This window comes from Rhodopseudomonas sp. P1 (genome assembly GCF_039642825.1).
GTDB classification, from domain to species: Bacteria; Pseudomonadota; Alphaproteobacteria; order Rhizobiales; family Xanthobacteraceae; genus Rhodopseudomonas; species Rhodopseudomonas palustris_H.
The window spans coordinates 192,705-209,059 of sequence record NZ_CP088006.1 but is presented as its reverse complement, the minus strand read 5'-3'; the positions used below and the strand labels follow the sequence as shown (position 1 = coordinate 209,059).

Annotated in this window: 15 protein-coding genes; 12 read left to right on the top strand and 3 right to left on the bottom strand. The window is 65.2% G+C overall.

What is annotated here, in order from left to right; translation table 11 throughout:
• Positions 1-3: 3 nt before the first annotated feature.
• Positions 4-747 carry an ABC transporter ATP-binding protein gene (locus LRC39_RS00975; RefSeq protein ID WP_264075077.1) on the bottom strand — a complete coding sequence of 248 codons (744 nt, stop codon included), beginning with the start codon at positions 745-747 and terminating at the stop codon, positions 4-6.
• Here LRC39_RS00975 and LRC39_RS00970 point away from each other — a divergent pair.
• The 12 genes from LRC39_RS00970 (at position 746) to LRC39_RS00915 (ending at position 14,475) form a co-directional block, all read left to right on the top strand.
• Positions 746-1,441: an arylesterase gene (locus tag LRC39_RS00970; RefSeq protein WP_430624915.1), complete on the top strand. Its 696-nt coding sequence runs from the start codon at positions 746-748 to the stop codon at positions 1,439-1,441. The genes LRC39_RS00975 and LRC39_RS00970 overlap by 2 nt on opposite strands.
• Before the next feature lie 206 nt (positions 1,442-1,647).
• Positions 1,648-2,187: an RNA 2',3'-cyclic phosphodiesterase gene (gene thpR, locus LRC39_RS00965; protein WP_346296052.1), complete on the top strand. Its 540-nt coding sequence runs from the start codon at positions 1,648-1,650 to the stop codon at positions 2,185-2,187.
• Positions 2,188-2,269: 82 nt separating this feature from the next.
• The gene (gene zapE, locus LRC39_RS00960) at positions 2,270-3,454 is read left to right on the top strand and encodes a cell division protein ZapE (RefSeq protein WP_107353805.1); all 1,185 of its coding nucleotides are present in this window, start codon (positions 2,270-2,272) and stop codon (positions 3,452-3,454) included.
• Positions 3,455-3,598: 144 nt separating this feature from the next.
• Positions 3,599-4,567, top strand: a complete 969-nt coding sequence (mdh, locus tag LRC39_RS00955) for a malate dehydrogenase (RefSeq protein ID WP_107342444.1) — start codon at positions 3,599-3,601, stop codon at positions 4,565-4,567.
• A gap of 95 nt (positions 4,568-4,662) precedes the next feature.
• Positions 4,663-5,859: an ADP-forming succinate--CoA ligase subunit beta gene (gene sucC, locus LRC39_RS00950; protein ID WP_107342443.1), complete on the top strand. Its 1,197-nt coding sequence runs from the start codon at positions 4,663-4,665 to the stop codon at positions 5,857-5,859.
• Positions 5,860-5,923: 64 nt separating this feature from the next.
• Complete coding sequence (gene sucD / locus LRC39_RS00945; protein WP_012493972.1) at positions 5,924-6,808, top strand: succinate--CoA ligase subunit alpha; 885 nt, start codon at positions 5,924-5,926, stop codon at positions 6,806-6,808.
• Positions 6,809-6,935: 127 nt separating this feature from the next.
• The gene (locus LRC39_RS00940; RefSeq protein ID WP_107353803.1) at positions 6,936-9,893 is read left to right on the top strand and encodes a 2-oxoglutarate dehydrogenase E1 component; all 2,958 of its coding nucleotides are present in this window, start codon (positions 6,936-6,938) and stop codon (positions 9,891-9,893) included.
• Between the two features lie 104 nt (positions 9,894-9,997).
• Positions 9,998-11,242 (top strand): 2-oxoglutarate dehydrogenase complex dihydrolipoyllysine-residue succinyltransferase, encoded by a 1,245-nt coding sequence (gene odhB, locus LRC39_RS00935; RefSeq protein WP_346296051.1) that lies wholly within the window; start codon positions 9,998-10,000, stop codon positions 11,240-11,242.
• Between the two features lie 59 nt (positions 11,243-11,301).
• Complete coding sequence (locus LRC39_RS00930) at positions 11,302-11,703, top strand: MAPEG family protein (RefSeq protein ID WP_107346371.1); 402 nt, start codon at positions 11,302-11,304, stop codon at positions 11,701-11,703.
• Between the two features lie 7 nt (positions 11,704-11,710).
• On the top strand, positions 11,711-12,457 hold the full coding sequence (locus LRC39_RS00925) for an SDR family oxidoreductase (RefSeq protein ID WP_346296050.1): 747 nt from the start codon (positions 11,711-11,713) through the stop codon (positions 12,455-12,457).
• A gap of 31 nt (positions 12,458-12,488) precedes the next feature.
• Complete coding sequence (gene lpdA, locus LRC39_RS00920) at positions 12,489-13,892, top strand: dihydrolipoyl dehydrogenase (RefSeq protein WP_346296049.1); 1,404 nt, start codon at positions 12,489-12,491, stop codon at positions 13,890-13,892.
• A 40-nt stretch (positions 13,893-13,932) separates the two neighbouring features.
• On the top strand, positions 13,933-14,475 hold the full coding sequence (locus LRC39_RS00915; RefSeq protein WP_107346370.1) for a hypothetical protein: 543 nt from the start codon (positions 13,933-13,935) through the stop codon (positions 14,473-14,475).
• A 64-nt stretch (positions 14,476-14,539) separates the two neighbouring features.
• Here the strand turns inward: LRC39_RS00915 and LRC39_RS00910 are convergent, their stop codons facing one another.
• Both LRC39_RS00910 and LRC39_RS00905 read right to left on the bottom strand, forming a co-directional pair.
• Complete coding sequence (locus LRC39_RS00910) at positions 14,540-15,130, bottom strand: DUF4337 domain-containing protein (protein WP_107342438.1); 591 nt, start codon at positions 15,128-15,130, stop codon at positions 14,540-14,542.
• Positions 15,131-15,270: 140 nt separating this feature from the next.
• Complete coding sequence (locus LRC39_RS00905; protein WP_346296048.1) at positions 15,271-16,242, bottom strand: tyrosine recombinase XerC; 972 nt, start codon at positions 16,240-16,242, stop codon at positions 15,271-15,273.
• Positions 16,243-16,355 lie beyond the last annotated feature (113 nt).

Sequence of the window (16,355 nt, the reverse complement as noted above, 5' to 3'; positions counted from 1 at the left end):
CGATCAAGCCGACCGTGCGCGTGCCGCGGAGCCCGGCTGCGTGGTGTCGATCCGCCCCGAGCGCAGCCGCACCACTCTGTCGCAGCGCTGCGCCAGTCCGGAATCGTGCGTGACCAACACCAGCGTCATGCCGCGTTCAGCATGTTTGGCGAACAACAGGTCGACGATCTGCTTGCCGGTGGTCTCGTCGAGATTGCCGGTCGGCTCGTCGGCCACCAGGATCGCCGGGTCGGGCGCCAGCGCGCGGGCGAGCGCGACGCGCTGCTGCTCGCCGCCGGAGAGCTGCGAGGGGTAATGGTGCAGCCGTTCGCCGAGACCGACCGAGGCCAGCTCGCGGGCCGCGCGGTCCGCAGCACCGGCCTGACCGGCCAGCTCCAGCGGCACCGCGACGTTTTCGAGCGCCGTCATGGTCGGGATTAGATGGAAGGACTGAAACACGATTCCGATCTGGCGGCCGCGGAAGCGGGCCAGCGCGTCCTCGTCCAAACCATTGAATGAGGTGCCGTCGACCACCACCTGACCGCTGTCGGGCCGCTCCAGCCCGGCCATCACCATCAGCAGGGTGGACTTGCCGGAGCCGGACGGGCCGATCAGCCCGATCGTCTCGCCGGTGCCGACGCGCAGGCTGATATCCTTGAGGATGTGCACCCGCGCGGCGCCGCTGCCCAGCGATAGGTTGACGTTGGAGATCGCGATGCTGTCCGGCGCGCCGCCGGCCAATGACGAGGGTTCAATGAGACTGTCCATGGCTGCCTCATATGGCTATTCAATCGTGGCGGTCGAGGGGTGGGCGCGCACGATCGCGCTGGTCCTGGGACTTGGAATGATGGCGGCGTTGCCTGGACAAAGTGCGCGGGCCGAGACCGCCGCAAAGCCGCTGAAGGTGGTGGTGCTCGGGGACTCGCTGACCGCCGGCTATGGCCTGCCGGCTGCCGATGCGTTTCCGGCCAAGCTGCAAAAGGCGCTCAAAGCCAAGGGCATCGAGACCGAGATGGTGAATGCCGGCGTGTCGGGTGATACCGCCAGCGGCGGCCTGGAGCGGCTCGACTGGTCGGTGCCGCCCGATGCCGATGCGGTGATCGTCGAGCTTGGCGCCAACGATGCGCTGCGCGGCACCGATCCGAAGGTCCCGCGCAAGGCGCTCGACGAGATCCTGAAGCGGTTGAAAGCGCGCAATCTGCCGGTGCTGCTCGCCGGCATGCTGGCGCCGCCGAATTACGGCAAGGACTACGCCGCGCAGTTCGACGCGATCTATCCGGACCTCGCCAAGCAATATGACGTGCCGCTGTATCCGTTCTTCCTCGATGGCGTCGCGGCAGTCTCGAACCTCAATCAGGCCGACGGCATTCATCCGACCGCGGCGGGCGTCGACATCATCGTCGAGCGGATTTTGCCCAAGGTCGAGGCGCTGCTCCGCCCGCTCCTGGTGCAAAGCCGCTGAGAAAGTGGCAGTTCCGCCTTAAGGGCCGGATTGCCCTCAGCTTTCTGGGCCCCGCGAGGGCTGCGCTGTAGCGCTGTTACACAAACGCGCTACACAATCGTATCGTTGATTCGCCGGACGTTTTGCGGACTGCCGTGCCCCACGCGGGACGGTCCCCACGATCGGGATAGGCAGCCGCAATCGGCCTCAGGTTCGAGGGTGTGCCGATGCCGCGTTTGTTTACGGGACTGGAGATTCCGGCTGAGATCGGCCAGACCCTGTCGAGTTTACGTGGCGGACTACCGGGGGCGCGCTGGGTCGACCCGGACGATTATCATCTCACCTTGCGGTTCATCGGCGATATCGACGGCGTCACCGCCAACGAGATCGCCTCGACGCTGTTTCGGGTCAATCGCAAGCCGTTCGAAGTCACCCTGCAGGGACTGTCGAGCTTCGGCGGCAAGAAGCCCCGCGCGGTGGTCGCCTCGGTGGTGCCGTCGAAGCCGCTGATCGAGCTGCAGGCCGAACTCGAGCGGTTGATGCAGCGGGTCGGGCTCGATCCCGAGGGACGGAAGTTCACCCCGCACGTCACCTTGGCGCGACTGCGCGGCGACGTCTCCAGCCGCGATGTCGCCGACTATCTGTCGATCCGCGGCTACTTCCCGTCCAAGGTGTTCAAGGCCGAGCGGTTCGTGCTGTATTCGGCCCGCGCCTCGACGGGTGGCGGTCCGTATATCGTCGAGGCGCCATACGAGCTGACCGCCTGACGAGGCACCTCGTTATCGCGCATAGCTCTCCGACCGATTCCCGGCTTGCATTTTGCCGCCCGATCAGGCGGTAAAAGGCCGCATGTCCTCGCCGCACTCGCTCCGCCAGCAATATCAATCCCTGATCGCCTCCGGCAGCATCGAAGCCGATCCGGCGCAGGCTCGCGCGGTGCAGGCCTTCACGCTCCTCAACGAGACGCTCGACGGCTATAAGCCACCGAAGAAACAAGGCTTTTTCGGCCGGTTGTTCGGCGGCGGCGATGCCGGCCAGGCCCCCCCGCAGGGGCTCTACATCCATGGCGAGGTCGGCCGCGGCAAGACCATGCTGATGGATCTGTTCTTCGACGCCAGTCCGATCGCATTGAAGCGGCGGTCGCATTTTCACGAGTTCATGGCCGAGACCCATGACCGCATCAACGGCTTCCGCCAGGCGATCAAGCGCGGCGATATTCCGGATGCCGACGTGATGGAGCTGACGGCGGCCTCGATCCTCGACGAAGCCTGGCTGCTCTGCTTCGACGAATTTCACGTCACCGACATCGCCGACGCGATGATCCTCGGCCGGCTGTTCACCAAATTGTTCGAACTCGGCACCGTGGTGGTGGCGACTTCGAACGTTGCGCCCGATGATCTCTACAAGGGTGGCCTCAACCGCTCGCTGTTCATGCCGTTCATCGGCCAGGTGAAGCGGCATATGCGGGTGATCCGGCTCGACGCGCGAACCGATTACCGTCTGGAGAAATTCGCCGGCATGAAGGTCTGGCTGACGCCGGACGATGCCGAGGCGACCGCGACGATTGACCGGGCGTGGCACCGGATCACCGGGACGACGAAGGGTGAGCCGCGCGATATCTCGATCAAGGGCCGCATCCTGCATGTGCCGCAGGCCGACCATCACGTCGCGCGCTTCTCGTTCGCCGATCTGTGCCAGAAACCGCTGGGCGCCAGCGATTACCTGCGCCTCGCACATGAATATCACACGCTGATGATCGATCATGTGCCGGTGATGGACTACGCCGATCGCAATGCCGCCAAGCGGTTCATCGCGCTGATCGATACTTTGTACGACAACTCGGTGAAGCTGATGGCCTCAGCCGCTGCGGAGCCCGCCCGGCTTTACCGCGCCACGGAAGGCTTCGAGGCGCTGGAATTCAACCGCACCGTCTCCCGTCTCACAGAAATGGGATCGGAATCGTATCTGGCGCTGCCGCACGGCCGGCGCGACTCCACTGCGACCGGCGAAACCACTGGACTGGTCGAAACCTAGGTGTGTTCCGAGCCTCCCGCAGTTTGCAGGGCGGCTGGCGCAACAAATGGGCGCTCGCCGACTTGAACGCATGGGACGAAAGCGATAACCACCCAAGCGGATTTCCCACCCTCCCCACCCACGGGCTCAAAGGACTGCTTTCCCATGGCGCGCGATAAGATTGCTTTGATTGGCTCCGGCCAGATCGGCGGTACGCTGGCACATTTGATCGGGCTGAAACAGCTCGGCGACGTGGTGCTGTTCGACATCGCCGAGGGCGTGCCGCAGGGCAAGGCGCTCGACATCGCAGAGTCTTCGCCGGTGGACGGTTTCGACTCCAAGCTGACCGGCGCCAACTCCTACGAGGCAATCGAAGGTGCCCGCGTGGTGATCGTCACCGCCGGCGTGCCGCGCAAGCCGGGCATGAGCCGTGACGATCTGCTCAGCATCAACCTCAAGGTGATGGAGCAGGTCGGTGCCGGCATCAAGAAGTACGCGCCCGACGCGTTCGTGATCTGCATCACCAATCCGCTCGACGCGATGGTGTGGGCGCTGCAGAAGGCCTCGGGCCTGCCGGCCAAGAAGGTCGTCGGCATGGCCGGCGTACTCGACTCGGCGCGGTTCCGTTACTTCCTGGCCGACGAGTTCAACGTCTCGGTCGAAGACGTCACCGCCTTCGTGCTCGGCGGCCATGGTGATACCATGGTGCCGCTCGTGAAGTACTCGACCGTCGCCGGCATCCCGCTGCCCGACCTGGTCAAGATGGGCTGGACCTCGCAGGCGCGCCTCGACGAAATCGTCGACCGCACCCGCAACGGCGGTGCCGAGATCGTCAACCTGCTGAAGACCGGCTCGGCGTTCTACGCCCCGGCGTCGTCGGCGATCGCGATGGCCGAGAGCTATCTGAAGGACAAGAAGCGGGTGGTGCCGGTTGCGGCTCACCTCAACGGCGAATACGGCGTCAAGGACATGTATGTCGGCGTTCCGGTGGTGATCGGCGACAAGGGTGTCGAGCGCATCGTCGAGATCGAACTGGCCGGCAAGGACAAGGAAGCGTTCGACAAGTCGGTCGCTGCCGTTCAGGGTCTTGTCGAGGCCTGCAAGAAGATTGCGCCCGATCTGCTCGGTCGCTGAGGAACGTCTAACCAAACTGACTGCGCCGGCTCATTGAGGGCCGGCGCAGCGTCGCGGTTCAACCGGCTGGATGCGATCTGGCGAGGGGCAATTCCATGAATATTCACGAATACCAGGCCAAGGCGGTGCTGCGCGAGTTCGGCGTGCCGGTGGGGCACGGCTTCCCGATCTTCAAGGCGTCCGAGGCGGAAGCCGCTGCCAAGCAGCTCGGCGGCCCGGTCTGGGTGGTGAAGAGCCAGATCCACGCCGGCGGCCGCGGCAAGGGCAAATTCAAGGAGGCTTCGGCCGGCGATAAGGGCGGTGTCCGCCTCGCCAAGTCGATCGACGAGGTCAAGGAATTCGCCAAGCAGATGCTCGGCGCCACGCTGGTGACGGTGCAGACCGGCGCCGACGGCAAGCAGGTCAACCGCCTCTACATCGAGGAAGGCTCCGAGATCGACAAGGAGTTCTACCTGTCGCTGCTGGTCGATCGCGCTACCTCGCGGATTTCGTTCGTGGTTTCGACCGAAGGCGGCATGTCGATCGAAGACGTCGCCCATGAGACCCCTGAGAAGATCGTGTCGTTCACGGTCGATCCGGCGACCGGCATCATGGGCCACCACGGCCGCACCGTCGCCAAGGCGCTGAACCTCAAGGGCGATCAGGCCAAGCAGGCCGAAGCGCTGGTGGCCAAGCTGTACGCCGCGTTCGTCGCCAAAGACATGGACATGCTGGAGATCAACCCGCTGGTGCTGACCAAGCAGGGCGATCTGAAATGCCTCGACGCCAAGATTTCGTTCGACGGTAACGCGCTGTACCGCCACACCGACATCCAGGCGCTGCGTGACGAGACCGAGGAAGACGCCAAGGAAATCGAGGCGTCGAAGTACGACCTCAACTACGTCACTCTCGACGGCACCATCGGCTGCATGGTCAACGGCGCCGGCCTCGCGATGGCGACGATGGACATCATCAAGCTGTACGGCATGTCTCCGGCCAACTTCCTCGACGTCGGTGGCGGTGCCAGCAAGGAGAAGGTGACGGCGGCGTTCAAGATCATCACCGCCGATCCCAACGTGAAGGGCATCCTGATCAACATCTTCGGCGGCATCATGAAGTGCGACGTGATCGCCGAGGGTGTGGTCGCTGCGGTCAAGGAAGTCGGTCTCGACGTGCCGCTGGTGGTCCGCCTCGAAGGCACCAATGTCGAAGCCGGCAAGAAGATCATCAAGCATTCCGGCCTCAACGTGCTGCCCGCCGACAACCTCGACGACGCCGCGCAGAAGATCGTCGCCGCCGTGAAGGGAGCCTGAGGCCGCTTCTCGGCCTCTCCGCTGCCTCTGACCATTCCGTTCGACCGCGAAAGCATCACCGACCATGTCCATTCTGATCGACAGCAACACCCGCGTTATCTGCCAGGGCTTCACCGGCAAGAACGGCACGTTCCATTCCGAGGCGGCGATCGCCTACGGCACCAAGATGGTCGGCGGCACCTCGCCGGGCAAAGGCGGTTCGACCCACCTCGGCCTGCCGGTTTTCGACACCGTCCGTGAGGCGCGCGACAAGACCGGGGCGGACGCGTCGGTGATCTACGTGCCGCCGCCGGGCGCCGCGGATGCGATCTGCGAGGCGATCGACGCCGAGATCCCGTTGATCGTCTGCATCACCGAGGGCATTCCGGTGCTCGACATGGTGCGGGTGAAGCGGTCGCTGAACGGTTCGAAGTCGCGCCTGATCGGGCCGAACTGCCCGGGCGTGATGACCGCCGGCGAGTGCAAGATCGGCATCATGCCGGCCAACATCTTCAAGCCGGGTTCGGTCGGCATCGTGTCGCGCTCCGGCACCCTGACCTATGAGGCGGTGTTCCAGACCTCGGCCGAGGGCCTCGGCCAGACCACTGCGGTCGGCATCGGCGGGGACCCGGTTAAGGGCACCGAGTTCATCGACGTGCTGGAGATGTTCCTGGCCGACGACAAGACCGAGTCGATCATCATGATCGGCGAGATCGGCGGCTCCGCCGAAGAAGACGCCGCCCAGTTCCTGATCGACGAGGCCAAGCGCGGCCGCAAGAAGCCGATGGTTGGATTCATCGCCGGCGTCACCGCCCCTCCCGGCCGCCGCATGGGCCACGCCGGTGCGATCATTTCGGGCGGCAAGGGCGATGCGGCCTCGAAGACTGCCGCCATGGAAGCGGCTGGCATTACGGTGTCGCCGTCGCCGGCACGGCTTGGCAAAACGCTTGCCGAAAAATTGAAGTCCTAATTCAAACCTTGTGTCGTTCCGAGCTTACATTTCCCTAGAATAGGATAAAAGGTGCACTATGTTGCTGATCCGGTAACCGGATCAGCTTATCGCGATTAAGTCGCGATCTCATAATCAGGAAGCAATCATGTCTCGCCAGGACGCGAATGCCGCTTTCGCCCTATCTTCGTTTCTGCAGGGCGCCAACGCCACCTACATCGACGACCTTTACTCCCGGTATGAAAGCGATCCGTCCTCGGTCGATGCCGACTGGCAGGCATTCTTCCAGAGCCTCAAAGACGCCCCCGGCGACATCCAGAAGAACGCCGAGGGCCCGTCCTGGGAGCAGGCGAACTGGCCGCTGACCCCGCGGGACGAACTAACCTCTGCGCTCGACGGTAACTGGAATCAGGTCGAAAAGGCCGTTGGCCAGAAGATCCAGGCCAAGGCCCAGAGCCGCGGCGTCGAGCTGTCCTCCGCCGACGTGCTGCAGGCCACCCGGGACTCGGTCCGGGCCCTGATGCTGATCCGCGCCTACCGGATGCGCGGCCATTTCCACGCCAAGCTCGATCCGCTCGGCCTGTCGCCGGCGAAGGATCACGAGGAGCTCGACATCCGCTCCTACGGCTTCACCGAGGCCGATCTCGACCGCAAGATCTTCCTCGATCACGTTCTTGGCCTCGAATACGGCTCGCTCCGCGAGATCGTCGCGATCTGCGAGCGCACCTACTGCCAGACCATGGGCATCGAGTTTCTGCACATCTCCAATGGTGCGCAGAAGGCCTGGATCCAGGAGCGGATCGAAGGTCCGGATAAGGAAATCAGCTTCACCCGCGAGGGCCGGCGCGCGATCCTGATGAAGCTGATCGAGGCCGAAGGCTTCGAGAAGTTCTGCGATCTGAAGTTCACCGGCACCAAGCGGTTCGGTCTCGACGGCGGCGAAGCGCTGATCCCGGCGCTGGAGCAGATCATCAAGCGCGGCGGCAATCTCGGCGTCCGCGAAATCGTGCTCGGCATGCCGCATCGCGGCCGTCTCAACGTCCTGACCCAGGTGATGGCCAAGGCCCATCGGGCGCTGTTCCACGAGTTCAAGGGCGGCTCCGCCAACCCGGACGAGGTCGAAGGCTCGGGCGACGTCAAATATCACCTCGGCGCGTCGTCGGACCGTGAGTTCGACCACAACAAGGTCCACCTGTCGCTGACCGCCAACCCGTCGCACCTCGAGATCGTCGACCCTGTGGTGCTCGGCAAGGTGCGCGCCAAGCAGGACCAGCACGGCGATCTGCCCGAGGAGCGCATCTCGGTGCTGCCGCTGTTGATGCACGGCGACGCTGCGTTCGCCGGCCAGGGCGTGGTTGCCGAGTGCTTCGCGCTGTCCGACCTGAAGGGCTATCGCACCGGCGGTTCGATCCACTTCATCGTCAACAACCAGATCGGCTTCACCACCTATCCGCGCTATTCGCGCTCCTCGCCGTATCCGTCGGATGTGGCGAAGATGATCGACGCGCCGATCTTCCACGTCAACGGCGACGATCCGGAAGCGGTGGTGTTCGCCGCCAAGATCGCGGTCGAGTACCGGCAGAAGTTCCACAAGCCGGTCGTCATCGACATGTTCTGCTACCGGCGGCACGGCCACAACGAAGGCGATGAGCCGTCGTTCACCCAGCCGCTGATGTATCGCAAGATCGCCGGTCACCCGACGACGCTGGAGATTTACTCCAAGCGCCTGATCGCCGATGGCGTCATCACCGAGGGCGAGGTCGAGAAGGCGCGGGCCGATTGGCGTGCCCGGCTCGACGCCGAGTTCGAGGCCGCGTCCAGCTATCGCCCGAATAAGGCCGACTGGCTCGACGGCAAGTGGGCCGGCTTCAAGTCGGCCGACCAGGACGAAGAACCGCGCCGCGGCATCACCGGCGTTGATCTTCCGACCCTGAAGGAGATCGGCCGCAGGATCACCAAGGTGCCGGAGGGCTTCCGCCTGCACCGCACCGTGCAGCGCTTCCTCGAAAACCGCGCTCGCGCGATTGACTCTGGCAATGGACTCGACTGGGCGACCGGCGAAGCGCTGGCGTTCTGCACCATGCTGCTGGAAGGCCATCGCATCCGCCTCTCTGGTCAGGACTCCGAGCGCGGTACGTTCTCGCAGCGCCATTCGGTGCTGATCGATCAGGAAGACGAGACCCGCTACACCCCGTTCAATCACCTCTCGCCCGACCAGGGGCACTATGAGGTGATCAACTCGCTGCTGTCAGAAGAAGCGGTGCTCGGCTTCGAATACGGCTACTCGCTGGCCGAGCCGAACGCGCTGACGCTGTGGGAAGCCCAGTTCGGCGACTTCGCCAACGGCGCTCAGGTGTTGTTCGACCAGTTCATCTCGTCGGGCGAGCGCAAGTGGCTGCGGATGTCGGGCCTGGTCTGCCTGCTGCCCCATGGCTACGAGGGTCAGGGCCCCGAGCATTCGTCGGCCCGTCTGGAGCGCTATCTGCAGATGTGCGCCGAAGACAACATGCAGGTGGTGTATCCGACCACGCCGGCGAACTACTTCCATGCGCTCCGTCGTCAGCTCAAGCGCGAGATCCGCAAGCCGTTGATCCTGATGACGCCGAAGTCGCTGCTTCGCCACAAGCGGGCGGTCTCGCGGCTCGAAGAGCTCGGCCCCGATACCAGCTTCCACCGCGTGCTGCTTGACGACGCGCAGACGCAGTCGGACGACAAGACCAAGCTGGTGGCGGACGCCAAGATCCGCCGCGTCGTGGTGTGCTCCGGCAAGGTCTATTACGACCTCTACGACGAGCGCGAAAAGCGCGGCATCGACGACGTCTATCTGCTGCGCGTCGAGCAGCTCTATCCGGTGCCGGTCAAGACGCTGGTGCACGAGCTGTCGCGCTTCAAGGATGCGGAGCTGGTGTGGTGTCAGGAAGAGCCGCGCAACATGGGCGGCTGGCACTTCATCGAGCCGTATCTGGAGTGGGTGCAGAACCAGATCGAAGCCAAGCATCGTCGGCCGCGTTACGTCGGCCGCCCCGCTTCTGCGGCGACTGCGACCGGCTTGATGTCGAAGCACCTGGCGCAGCTCAAGGCGTTCCTCGACGAAGCGTTGCGTTGACGCATCGGGCCGCCGCCTGACGGCGGCCCTTCGGTTTTTCCTGAGTTTGGATCACGGGGCGGGCGCCGGCGCGACAGCCGCGACGCTGCAAAAGGACGAAGACGATGACTGAAATTCGCGTTCCGACGCTCGGTGAATCGGTGACCGAGGCGACCATCGGCCGCTGGTTCAAGAAGCCGGGCGAGGCGGTGGCTGTCGATGAGCCGCTCGTCGAGCTCGAAACCGACAAGGTGACGATCGAAGTGCCGGCCCCGTCGGCCGGTACGCTCGGCGAAATCGTCGCCAAGGACGGCGAGACTGTCGCGGTCGGCGCCCTGCTCGGCCAGATCACCGATGGCGCCGCCCCGGCCAAGCCGGCCGCCGCGGCTCCGGCGAAGGCCGCTGCCCCCGCTGCTGCGCCTGCTCCGGCCCCTGTGGCTGCTCCCGCCGCCAAGGCTCCGCCATCCGACGCGCCGCTGGCCCCGTCGGTGCGCCGGCTGTCGACCGAGAGCGGCGTCGACGCCTCGACCGTGCCGGGCTCCGGCAAGGACGGCCGCGTCACCAAGGGCGACATGCTGGCGGCGATCGAGAAGGCGGCCTCCGCGCCGACCCCGGTCAGCCAGCCCGCCGCCGCCGTGCAGGTCCGTGCGCCATCGCCGGCCGACGATGCCGCGCGTGAAGAGCGCGTCAAGATGACCCGGCTGCGCCAGACCATCGCGCGCCGGCTCAAGGAAGTTCAGAACACCGCCGCGATGCTGACGACCTTCAACGAGGTCGACATGACCAACGTCATGGCGCTGCGCGCGCAATACAAGGACGTGTTCGAGAAGAAGCACGGCGCCAAGCTCGGCTTCATGGGCTTCTTCACCAAGGCCTGCGTTCAGGCCCTGAAGGACATCCCGGCGGTGAACGCCGAGATGGACGGCACCGACCTGATCTACAAGAACTACTACCACATCGGTGTTGCTGTCGGCACCGACAAGGGCCTCGTCGTGCCGGTGGTGCGCGACTGCGACGAGAAATCGATCGCCGACATCGAGAAGAGCATCGTCGATTACGGCAAGCGTGCCCGCGACGGTCAGCTCAAGATCGACGAAATGCAGGGCGGCACTTTCACGATCACCAATGGCGGCATCTACGGTTCGCTGATGTCGACCCCGATCCTGAACGCGCCGCAGTCCGGCATTCTCGGCATGCACAAGATCCAGGAACGTCCGGTGGTGATCGGCGGCAAGATCGAAGTCCGCCCGATGATGTATCTGGCGCTGAGCTACGATCACCGCGTGATCGACGGCAAGGAAGCGGTGACCTTCCTGGTCCGCGTCAAGGAGAGCCTGGAAGATCCCGCGCGTCTCGTGCTGGATCTCTGAGACTGGAGTAAGTGCCGGCGGCGCGTCCCTGCGCGCCGCCGCTGACCTTGGGGGAAACGATGCCGCCGATGCCGACCGAGATCACGGTGCTGGGCTGGAGCGTGGTGCTGCTGATCGTGCAGATGTTCCTGGCTTCGATCCCGACGACCATGGAGCTCGGCGGCGACTATCAAGCGGGGCCCCGGGACGAGCCGCGAACGCCGAAAGGCCGCTTCGCCGGCCGCGCCAACCGCGCCTTCCGCAATCTGCTCGAAACCTATCCGGCGTTCGTTGGTCTGGCGCTGGCGTTGGCGGTCACCGGCAAGACCGGCGGCTACGCCGCCACGGCTTCGGTCGTCTGGCTGATCGCCCGCGCATTGTATGCGCCGCTGTACATCATCGAAATCCCGTTCGCCCGCAGCATTGTGTGGTTCGTGTCGCTGCTGGCGCTGATCGCGATGCTGGTCCGGCTGCTGAGCTGAGGCGCCCATGAACGATCGCGTCGTCATCATCACCGGAGGCAGCCGCGGCATCGGCCGCGCCACGGCGCTGGGTTGTGCGAAGCGCGGCTTCAAGGTCGTGATTGGCTACGCCAGCAATTCCGCCGCGGCCGACGAGGTGGTGGCCGAGATTGCGGCCAGCAACGGAAAGGCGATCGCGGTGAAATGCGACGTCGGGCACGAAGAGGACATCCTGGCGCTGTTCGCAGCAGCGGACGCCTTCGGTCCGCTCGGCGCGCTGGTCAACAATGCGGGCATCGTCGGCCCGACCGCGCGGGTCGACGAAATGTCGGCCGAACGCATCCAGCGCATCATGGCGGTCAACGTCACCGGCAGCATTCTGTGCGCCCGCGAGGCGGTGAAGCGGATGTCGACCCGGCACGGCGGCCAGGGTGGCGTGATCATCAATCTGTCGTCGGTCGCGGCGAAGCTCGGCTCGCCGAACACCTATGTGGACTACGCAGCCTCCAAGGGTGCTGTCGACTCGTTCACGGTCGGTCTCGGTCACGAAGTCGCCGGCGAGGGGATTCGTGTGGCGGCGATCCGGCCCGGCCTGATTGACACCGAGATCCACGCGTCCGGCGGCGATCCGGAACGCGCCCACCGGCTGAGCGTCAACGTGCCGATGAAGCGCGTCGGCCGCGCCGAAGAAATCGCCAACGCCGTCGTCTGGCTGCTGTCGGACGAGGCTTCCTATGTCACCAGCGCCATCTTCGACGTGTCGGGGGGACGATAGTCGCTCCGGCGCCAACTCACAGGATTGATCTATGGCCACCTACGATCTCGTCGTCATCGGTACCGGCCCCGGCGGCTACGTCTGCGCGATCCGCGCGGCTCAGCTCGGCCTCAAGGTGGCGGTGGTGGAAAAGAACCCGACGCTCGGCGGCACCTGCCTCAATGTCGGCTGCATGCCGTCGAAGGCGCTGCTGCACGCCTCCGAGCTGTTCGAGGAAGCCGGGCATTCGTTCGCCAAGATGGGCATCGGCGTGTCGGCCCCGAAGCTCGATCTGCCGGCGATGATGAACTTCAAGCAGCAGGGAATCGACGGCAACGTCAAAGGCGTCGAATACCTGATGAAGAAGAACAAGATCGACGTGCTGGCCGGCAAGGGCAAGATTCTCGGCACCGGCAAGGTCGAGGTGACGGGTGCCGACGGCAAGGCCACCAGCGTCGAGACCAAGTCGATCGTGATCGCTTCCGGATCGGCAGTGGCTCAGCTCAAGGGCATCGAGATCGACGAGAAGCGCGTGGTGTCGTCGACCGGCGCGCTGTCGCTCGACAAGGTGCCGGGCAAGCTGATTGTGGTCGGTGCCGGCGTGATCGGACTCGAGCTCGGCTCGGTGTGGCGCCGTCTCGGCGCCGAGGTCACCGTGGTCGAATTCCTCGACCGCATCTTGCCGGGCATGGACGGCGAGGTGGTCAAGCAGTTCCAGCGCATCCTCGAAAAGCAGGGCTTTGCATTCAAGCTCGGCGCCAAGGTCACCGGCGTCGACACCTCGGGCGCTAAGCTCGCCGTGAAGGTCGAGGCGGCGGCCGGCGGCAATCCGGAGACGCTGGAAGCCGACGTCGTGCTGGTTGCGATCGGCCGCGTTCCCTACACCGAAGGCCTCGGCCTGAAGGAAGCCGGCGTTGCGCTCGACGAGCGCGGCCGGGTGGTGATCGACGATCACTTCGCCACCAGCCTGAAGGGCGTGTATGCGATCGGCGACGTGGTGCGCGGCCCGATGCTGGCCCACAAGGCCGAGGACGAAGGCGTCGCGGTCGCCGAGCTGATCGCCGGCAAGGCCGGCCACGTCAATTACGATGTCATTCCCGGCGTGGTGTACACGACGCCGGAAGTCTCGAGCGTCGGCAAGACCGAAGAGGACCTCAAGCAGGCCGGCGTCGCCTATACGGTCGGCAAATTCCCGTTCACCGCCAACGGACGCTCCAAGGTCAACCAGACCACCGACGGCTTCGTGAAGATCCTGGCCGACGCCAAGACCGACCGCGTCCTCGGCGTTCACATCATCGGCCGCGAGGCCGGCGAGATGATCCACGAAGCGGCCGTGCTGATGGAGTTCGGCGGCTCGGCCGAGGATCTGGCCCGCACCTGCCACGCCCATCCGACCCGCTCGGAGGCCATCAAGGAAGCCGCCCTTACGGTCGGCAAGCGCGCCATCCATATGTGACGGAGAGCCGGCGGTGGCCGGCGCGGCGGATGGTGGCGTGATGAAAGGTCGATTGTGGCAGCCCCTGTGGGTGCTGCTGGCGGTTCTGTTCCTGATCGAGGCGTGGTTCTGGGACCACGTCGAGCCGCTGATCGCGCGCATCGTCGCGCTGATTCCACTGCGCGAGCTCAAAGAGCGGCTGGCGCGCTGGGTCGATCATCTGTCGCCTGCGATGACGCTGCCGGTGTTTCTGGTCCCGGTGGCTCCCCTTTATCCGCTGAAGCTGTTCGCGCTGGCGCTGCTTGCCCAAGGCCACTGGATCGCCGGCCTCGGCATCTTTGCGGCCGCACAGGTGTTCGGCCTCGGTGTCGCCGCCTTCATCTTCGACGTCACCAAGCCGAAGCTGCTGCAGCTTCGCTGGTTCGCCGCCACCTATCGCTGGGTGATCGAACTGCGCGCCAAGGCGCATGCCATTGTGGCGCCGATCATGGCCCAGATCCGGGCCAAGCTCGCCGAGCTGCTGAAGGGTGACGGCGACGGCTGGGGATCGAAGGCGCTGCGCCGCATCGGCGCGCTCCGCCGGCGCATTCGCACGGCGCGGTAGTTTCAGAATTCAAATGGTTTCATTGCGCGAACCGAGGCTCGGTCCGCGCGATGTTCTGTTTGGCTCACATCAGATGCACGGCGTGCGGCGCGAACAGGCCGATCGCCATGAAGCCGAGGCCGCCGATTGCCAAGAGGCCCGACAGCCAAGCCAGCACCATCATGCCGGTGATGATCGTCGCCGACGCCAGCACGATGCCGATCTGGAAGGCCGCCGAGGCGACCTCGTAGTGATGGTAGCGAGCCATCGCCAGGTCGCGATCATGTTCGGCGTGCTTGGCGCGTTCGGCGAGCTGTTCGGAGCCTTCGCCGGTCTCCGGTTCGGAGCGATAGCGCGCCGCGGTCTTCTGCCAATCGTCGATTTGCTTTTGCAGCGCCGCCTTGGTGGCCTCGTCCGGCACGGTGCCGAGGCTGAGTCGCGCGTGTTCGGATACCGCCTGCACCGTGGTGCGACGGATACTCTTGGCCTGGAAGAACGCCCACAAGTTCGAGGCTTCGACGTTCTTGGCGAGAGCTTCGGTCTGCGCACCTTTGCCGAGCGTTTCTGAGAACGCCAGGAACAGCGCGATCACTGAAATCAGCAGCGCGATGCCCTTGTTGGAGCCCGATGCATGCTCGGCATGCTCCGCGTGCTCCATGCTTTCGTGCGCCCCCATCGTCCGGAATCTCCTGTCACAGCAATCATTGCGCCTGCGTCGAGCAGGCCTTGTAGCACCGCGATCTTGTCAGTTGGATAAATGGCAGGGTCAAGGCCGCCGGCACCGGACTAACAGCTTAGCCGAGGCGCGTCCGCTGCTCAGGCCCGGGGATGGGCGCTATTATAGACTTCCAGCAGCCGCTCGGTATCGATCCCGGTATAGACCTGCGTGGTCGACAGCGAGGCATGACCGAGTAATTCCTGGATGGCGCGCAGGTCGCCGCCGCGACTAAGCAAATGCGTCGCAAACGAATGCCGAAGCGCGTGGGGCGTCGCGCTGTCGGGCAGCCCGAGTCCGCCGCGCAGCCGCTCCATCGCCAACTGAATGATTCGCGGGCTGAGCGGGCCGCCGCGGGCGCCGACGAACATCGGCCCATCGGGCGGCAGGTTGTAGGGGCAGGCCGCTGCATACTCGGCGATCTGCTCGAGCACGTTTTGCAGCACCGGCACCATCCGGGTCTTGTTGCCTTTGCCGTGCACGATCAGGGTGTCGCCCTTGCCGGGCGCTGGCACGTCACGACGCTTCAGGCCGAGCGCTTCGGAGATACGCAGGCCGGATCCGTACAGCAGCGCCATCACGGCGGCGTCGCGAATCAGCACCCAGGTCTCGCGCTCCTCGCCGGCGCGCTCGTCGGCGTCGGCAAGCCGCTTGGCGGCGGCGATCGGCAACGGCTTCGGCAGGCTCTTCTTGATCTTCGGCGCCCGCACCGAGGTTAACGCTCCGACCTGGCCCTTGCCTTCGCGTTCGAGAAAACGCCCGAATGAACGCAGCCCCGCCAGCGCGCGCATCAGCGAGCGGCCGGCGATCGCATCCGACCGCCGCGCCGCCATGAAGGCGCGGACGTCGGTCGCCTCCAGCCGCGCGAACCGGCCGAGCGTGACTTCGCCGCCCCAATGCTCGGCCAGGAATTGCAGAAACTGCCGGACGTCGCGCGCGTAGGCTTCCAGCGTCTTGCCGGACAGCCGCCGCTCGGCCCGCAGGTGCGACAGCCATTTCGCCATCTCGGCGGTGAGATCGGCGGCCGCACAGGAGAGTTCGAGCGGCGCAGGCGCGGGGTGGGTTTTGGGCATGTGTCTTGTTGCCGACCAGAACGGATCCTCTCCGTTATTGCGAGCGAAGCGAAGCAGTCCAGCTCAGTGCAGTGGACGTTTGGATTGCTTCGTCGGCTCGCCTCCTCGCAATG

Excerpts from the sequence above, each read along its gene's own strand:
- sucD (WP_012493972.1), top strand. The coding sequence starts at position 5,924 with ATGTCCATTCTGATCGACAGCAACACCCGCGTTATCTGCCAGGGCTTC.
- LRC39_RS00975 (WP_264075077.1), bottom strand. The coding sequence starts at position 747 with ATGGACAGTCTCATTGAACCCTCGTCATTGGCCGGCGGCGCGCCGGAC.
- LRC39_RS00930 (WP_107346371.1), top strand. The coding sequence starts at position 11,302 with ATGCCGCCGATGCCGACCGAGATCACGGTGCTGGGCTGGAGCGTGGTG.
- zapE (WP_107353805.1), top strand. The coding sequence starts at position 2,270 with ATGTCCTCGCCGCACTCGCTCCGCCAGCAATATCAATCCCTGATCGCC.
- LRC39_RS00970 (WP_430624915.1), top strand. The coding sequence starts at position 746 with ATGGCTGCCTCATATGGCTATTCAATCGTGGCGGTCGAGGGGTGGGCG.
- sucC (WP_107342443.1), top strand. The coding sequence starts at position 4,663 with ATGAATATTCACGAATACCAGGCCAAGGCGGTGCTGCGCGAGTTCGGC.
- mdh (WP_107342444.1), top strand. The coding sequence starts at position 3,599 with ATGGCGCGCGATAAGATTGCTTTGATTGGCTCCGGCCAGATCGGCGGT.
- odhB (WP_346296051.1), top strand. The coding sequence starts at position 9,998 with ATGACTGAAATTCGCGTTCCGACGCTCGGTGAATCGGTGACCGAGGCG.
- LRC39_RS00940 (WP_107353803.1), top strand. The coding sequence starts at position 6,936 with ATGTCTCGCCAGGACGCGAATGCCGCTTTCGCCCTATCTTCGTTTCTG.
- lpdA (WP_346296049.1), top strand. The coding sequence starts at position 12,489 with ATGGCCACCTACGATCTCGTCGTCATCGGTACCGGCCCCGGCGGCTAC.
- LRC39_RS00910 (WP_107342438.1), bottom strand. The coding sequence starts at position 15,130 with ATGGGGGCGCACGAAAGCATGGAGCACGCGGAGCATGCCGAGCATGCA.
- thpR (WP_346296052.1), top strand. The coding sequence starts at position 1,648 with ATGCCGCGTTTGTTTACGGGACTGGAGATTCCGGCTGAGATCGGCCAG.
- LRC39_RS00905 (WP_346296048.1), bottom strand. The coding sequence starts at position 16,242 with ATGCCCAAAACCCACCCCGCGCCTGCGCCGCTCGAACTCTCCTGTGCG.
- LRC39_RS00915 (WP_107346370.1), top strand. The coding sequence starts at position 13,933 with ATGAAAGGTCGATTGTGGCAGCCCCTGTGGGTGCTGCTGGCGGTTCTG.
- LRC39_RS00925 (WP_346296050.1), top strand. The coding sequence starts at position 11,711 with ATGAACGATCGCGTCGTCATCATCACCGGAGGCAGCCGCGGCATCGGC.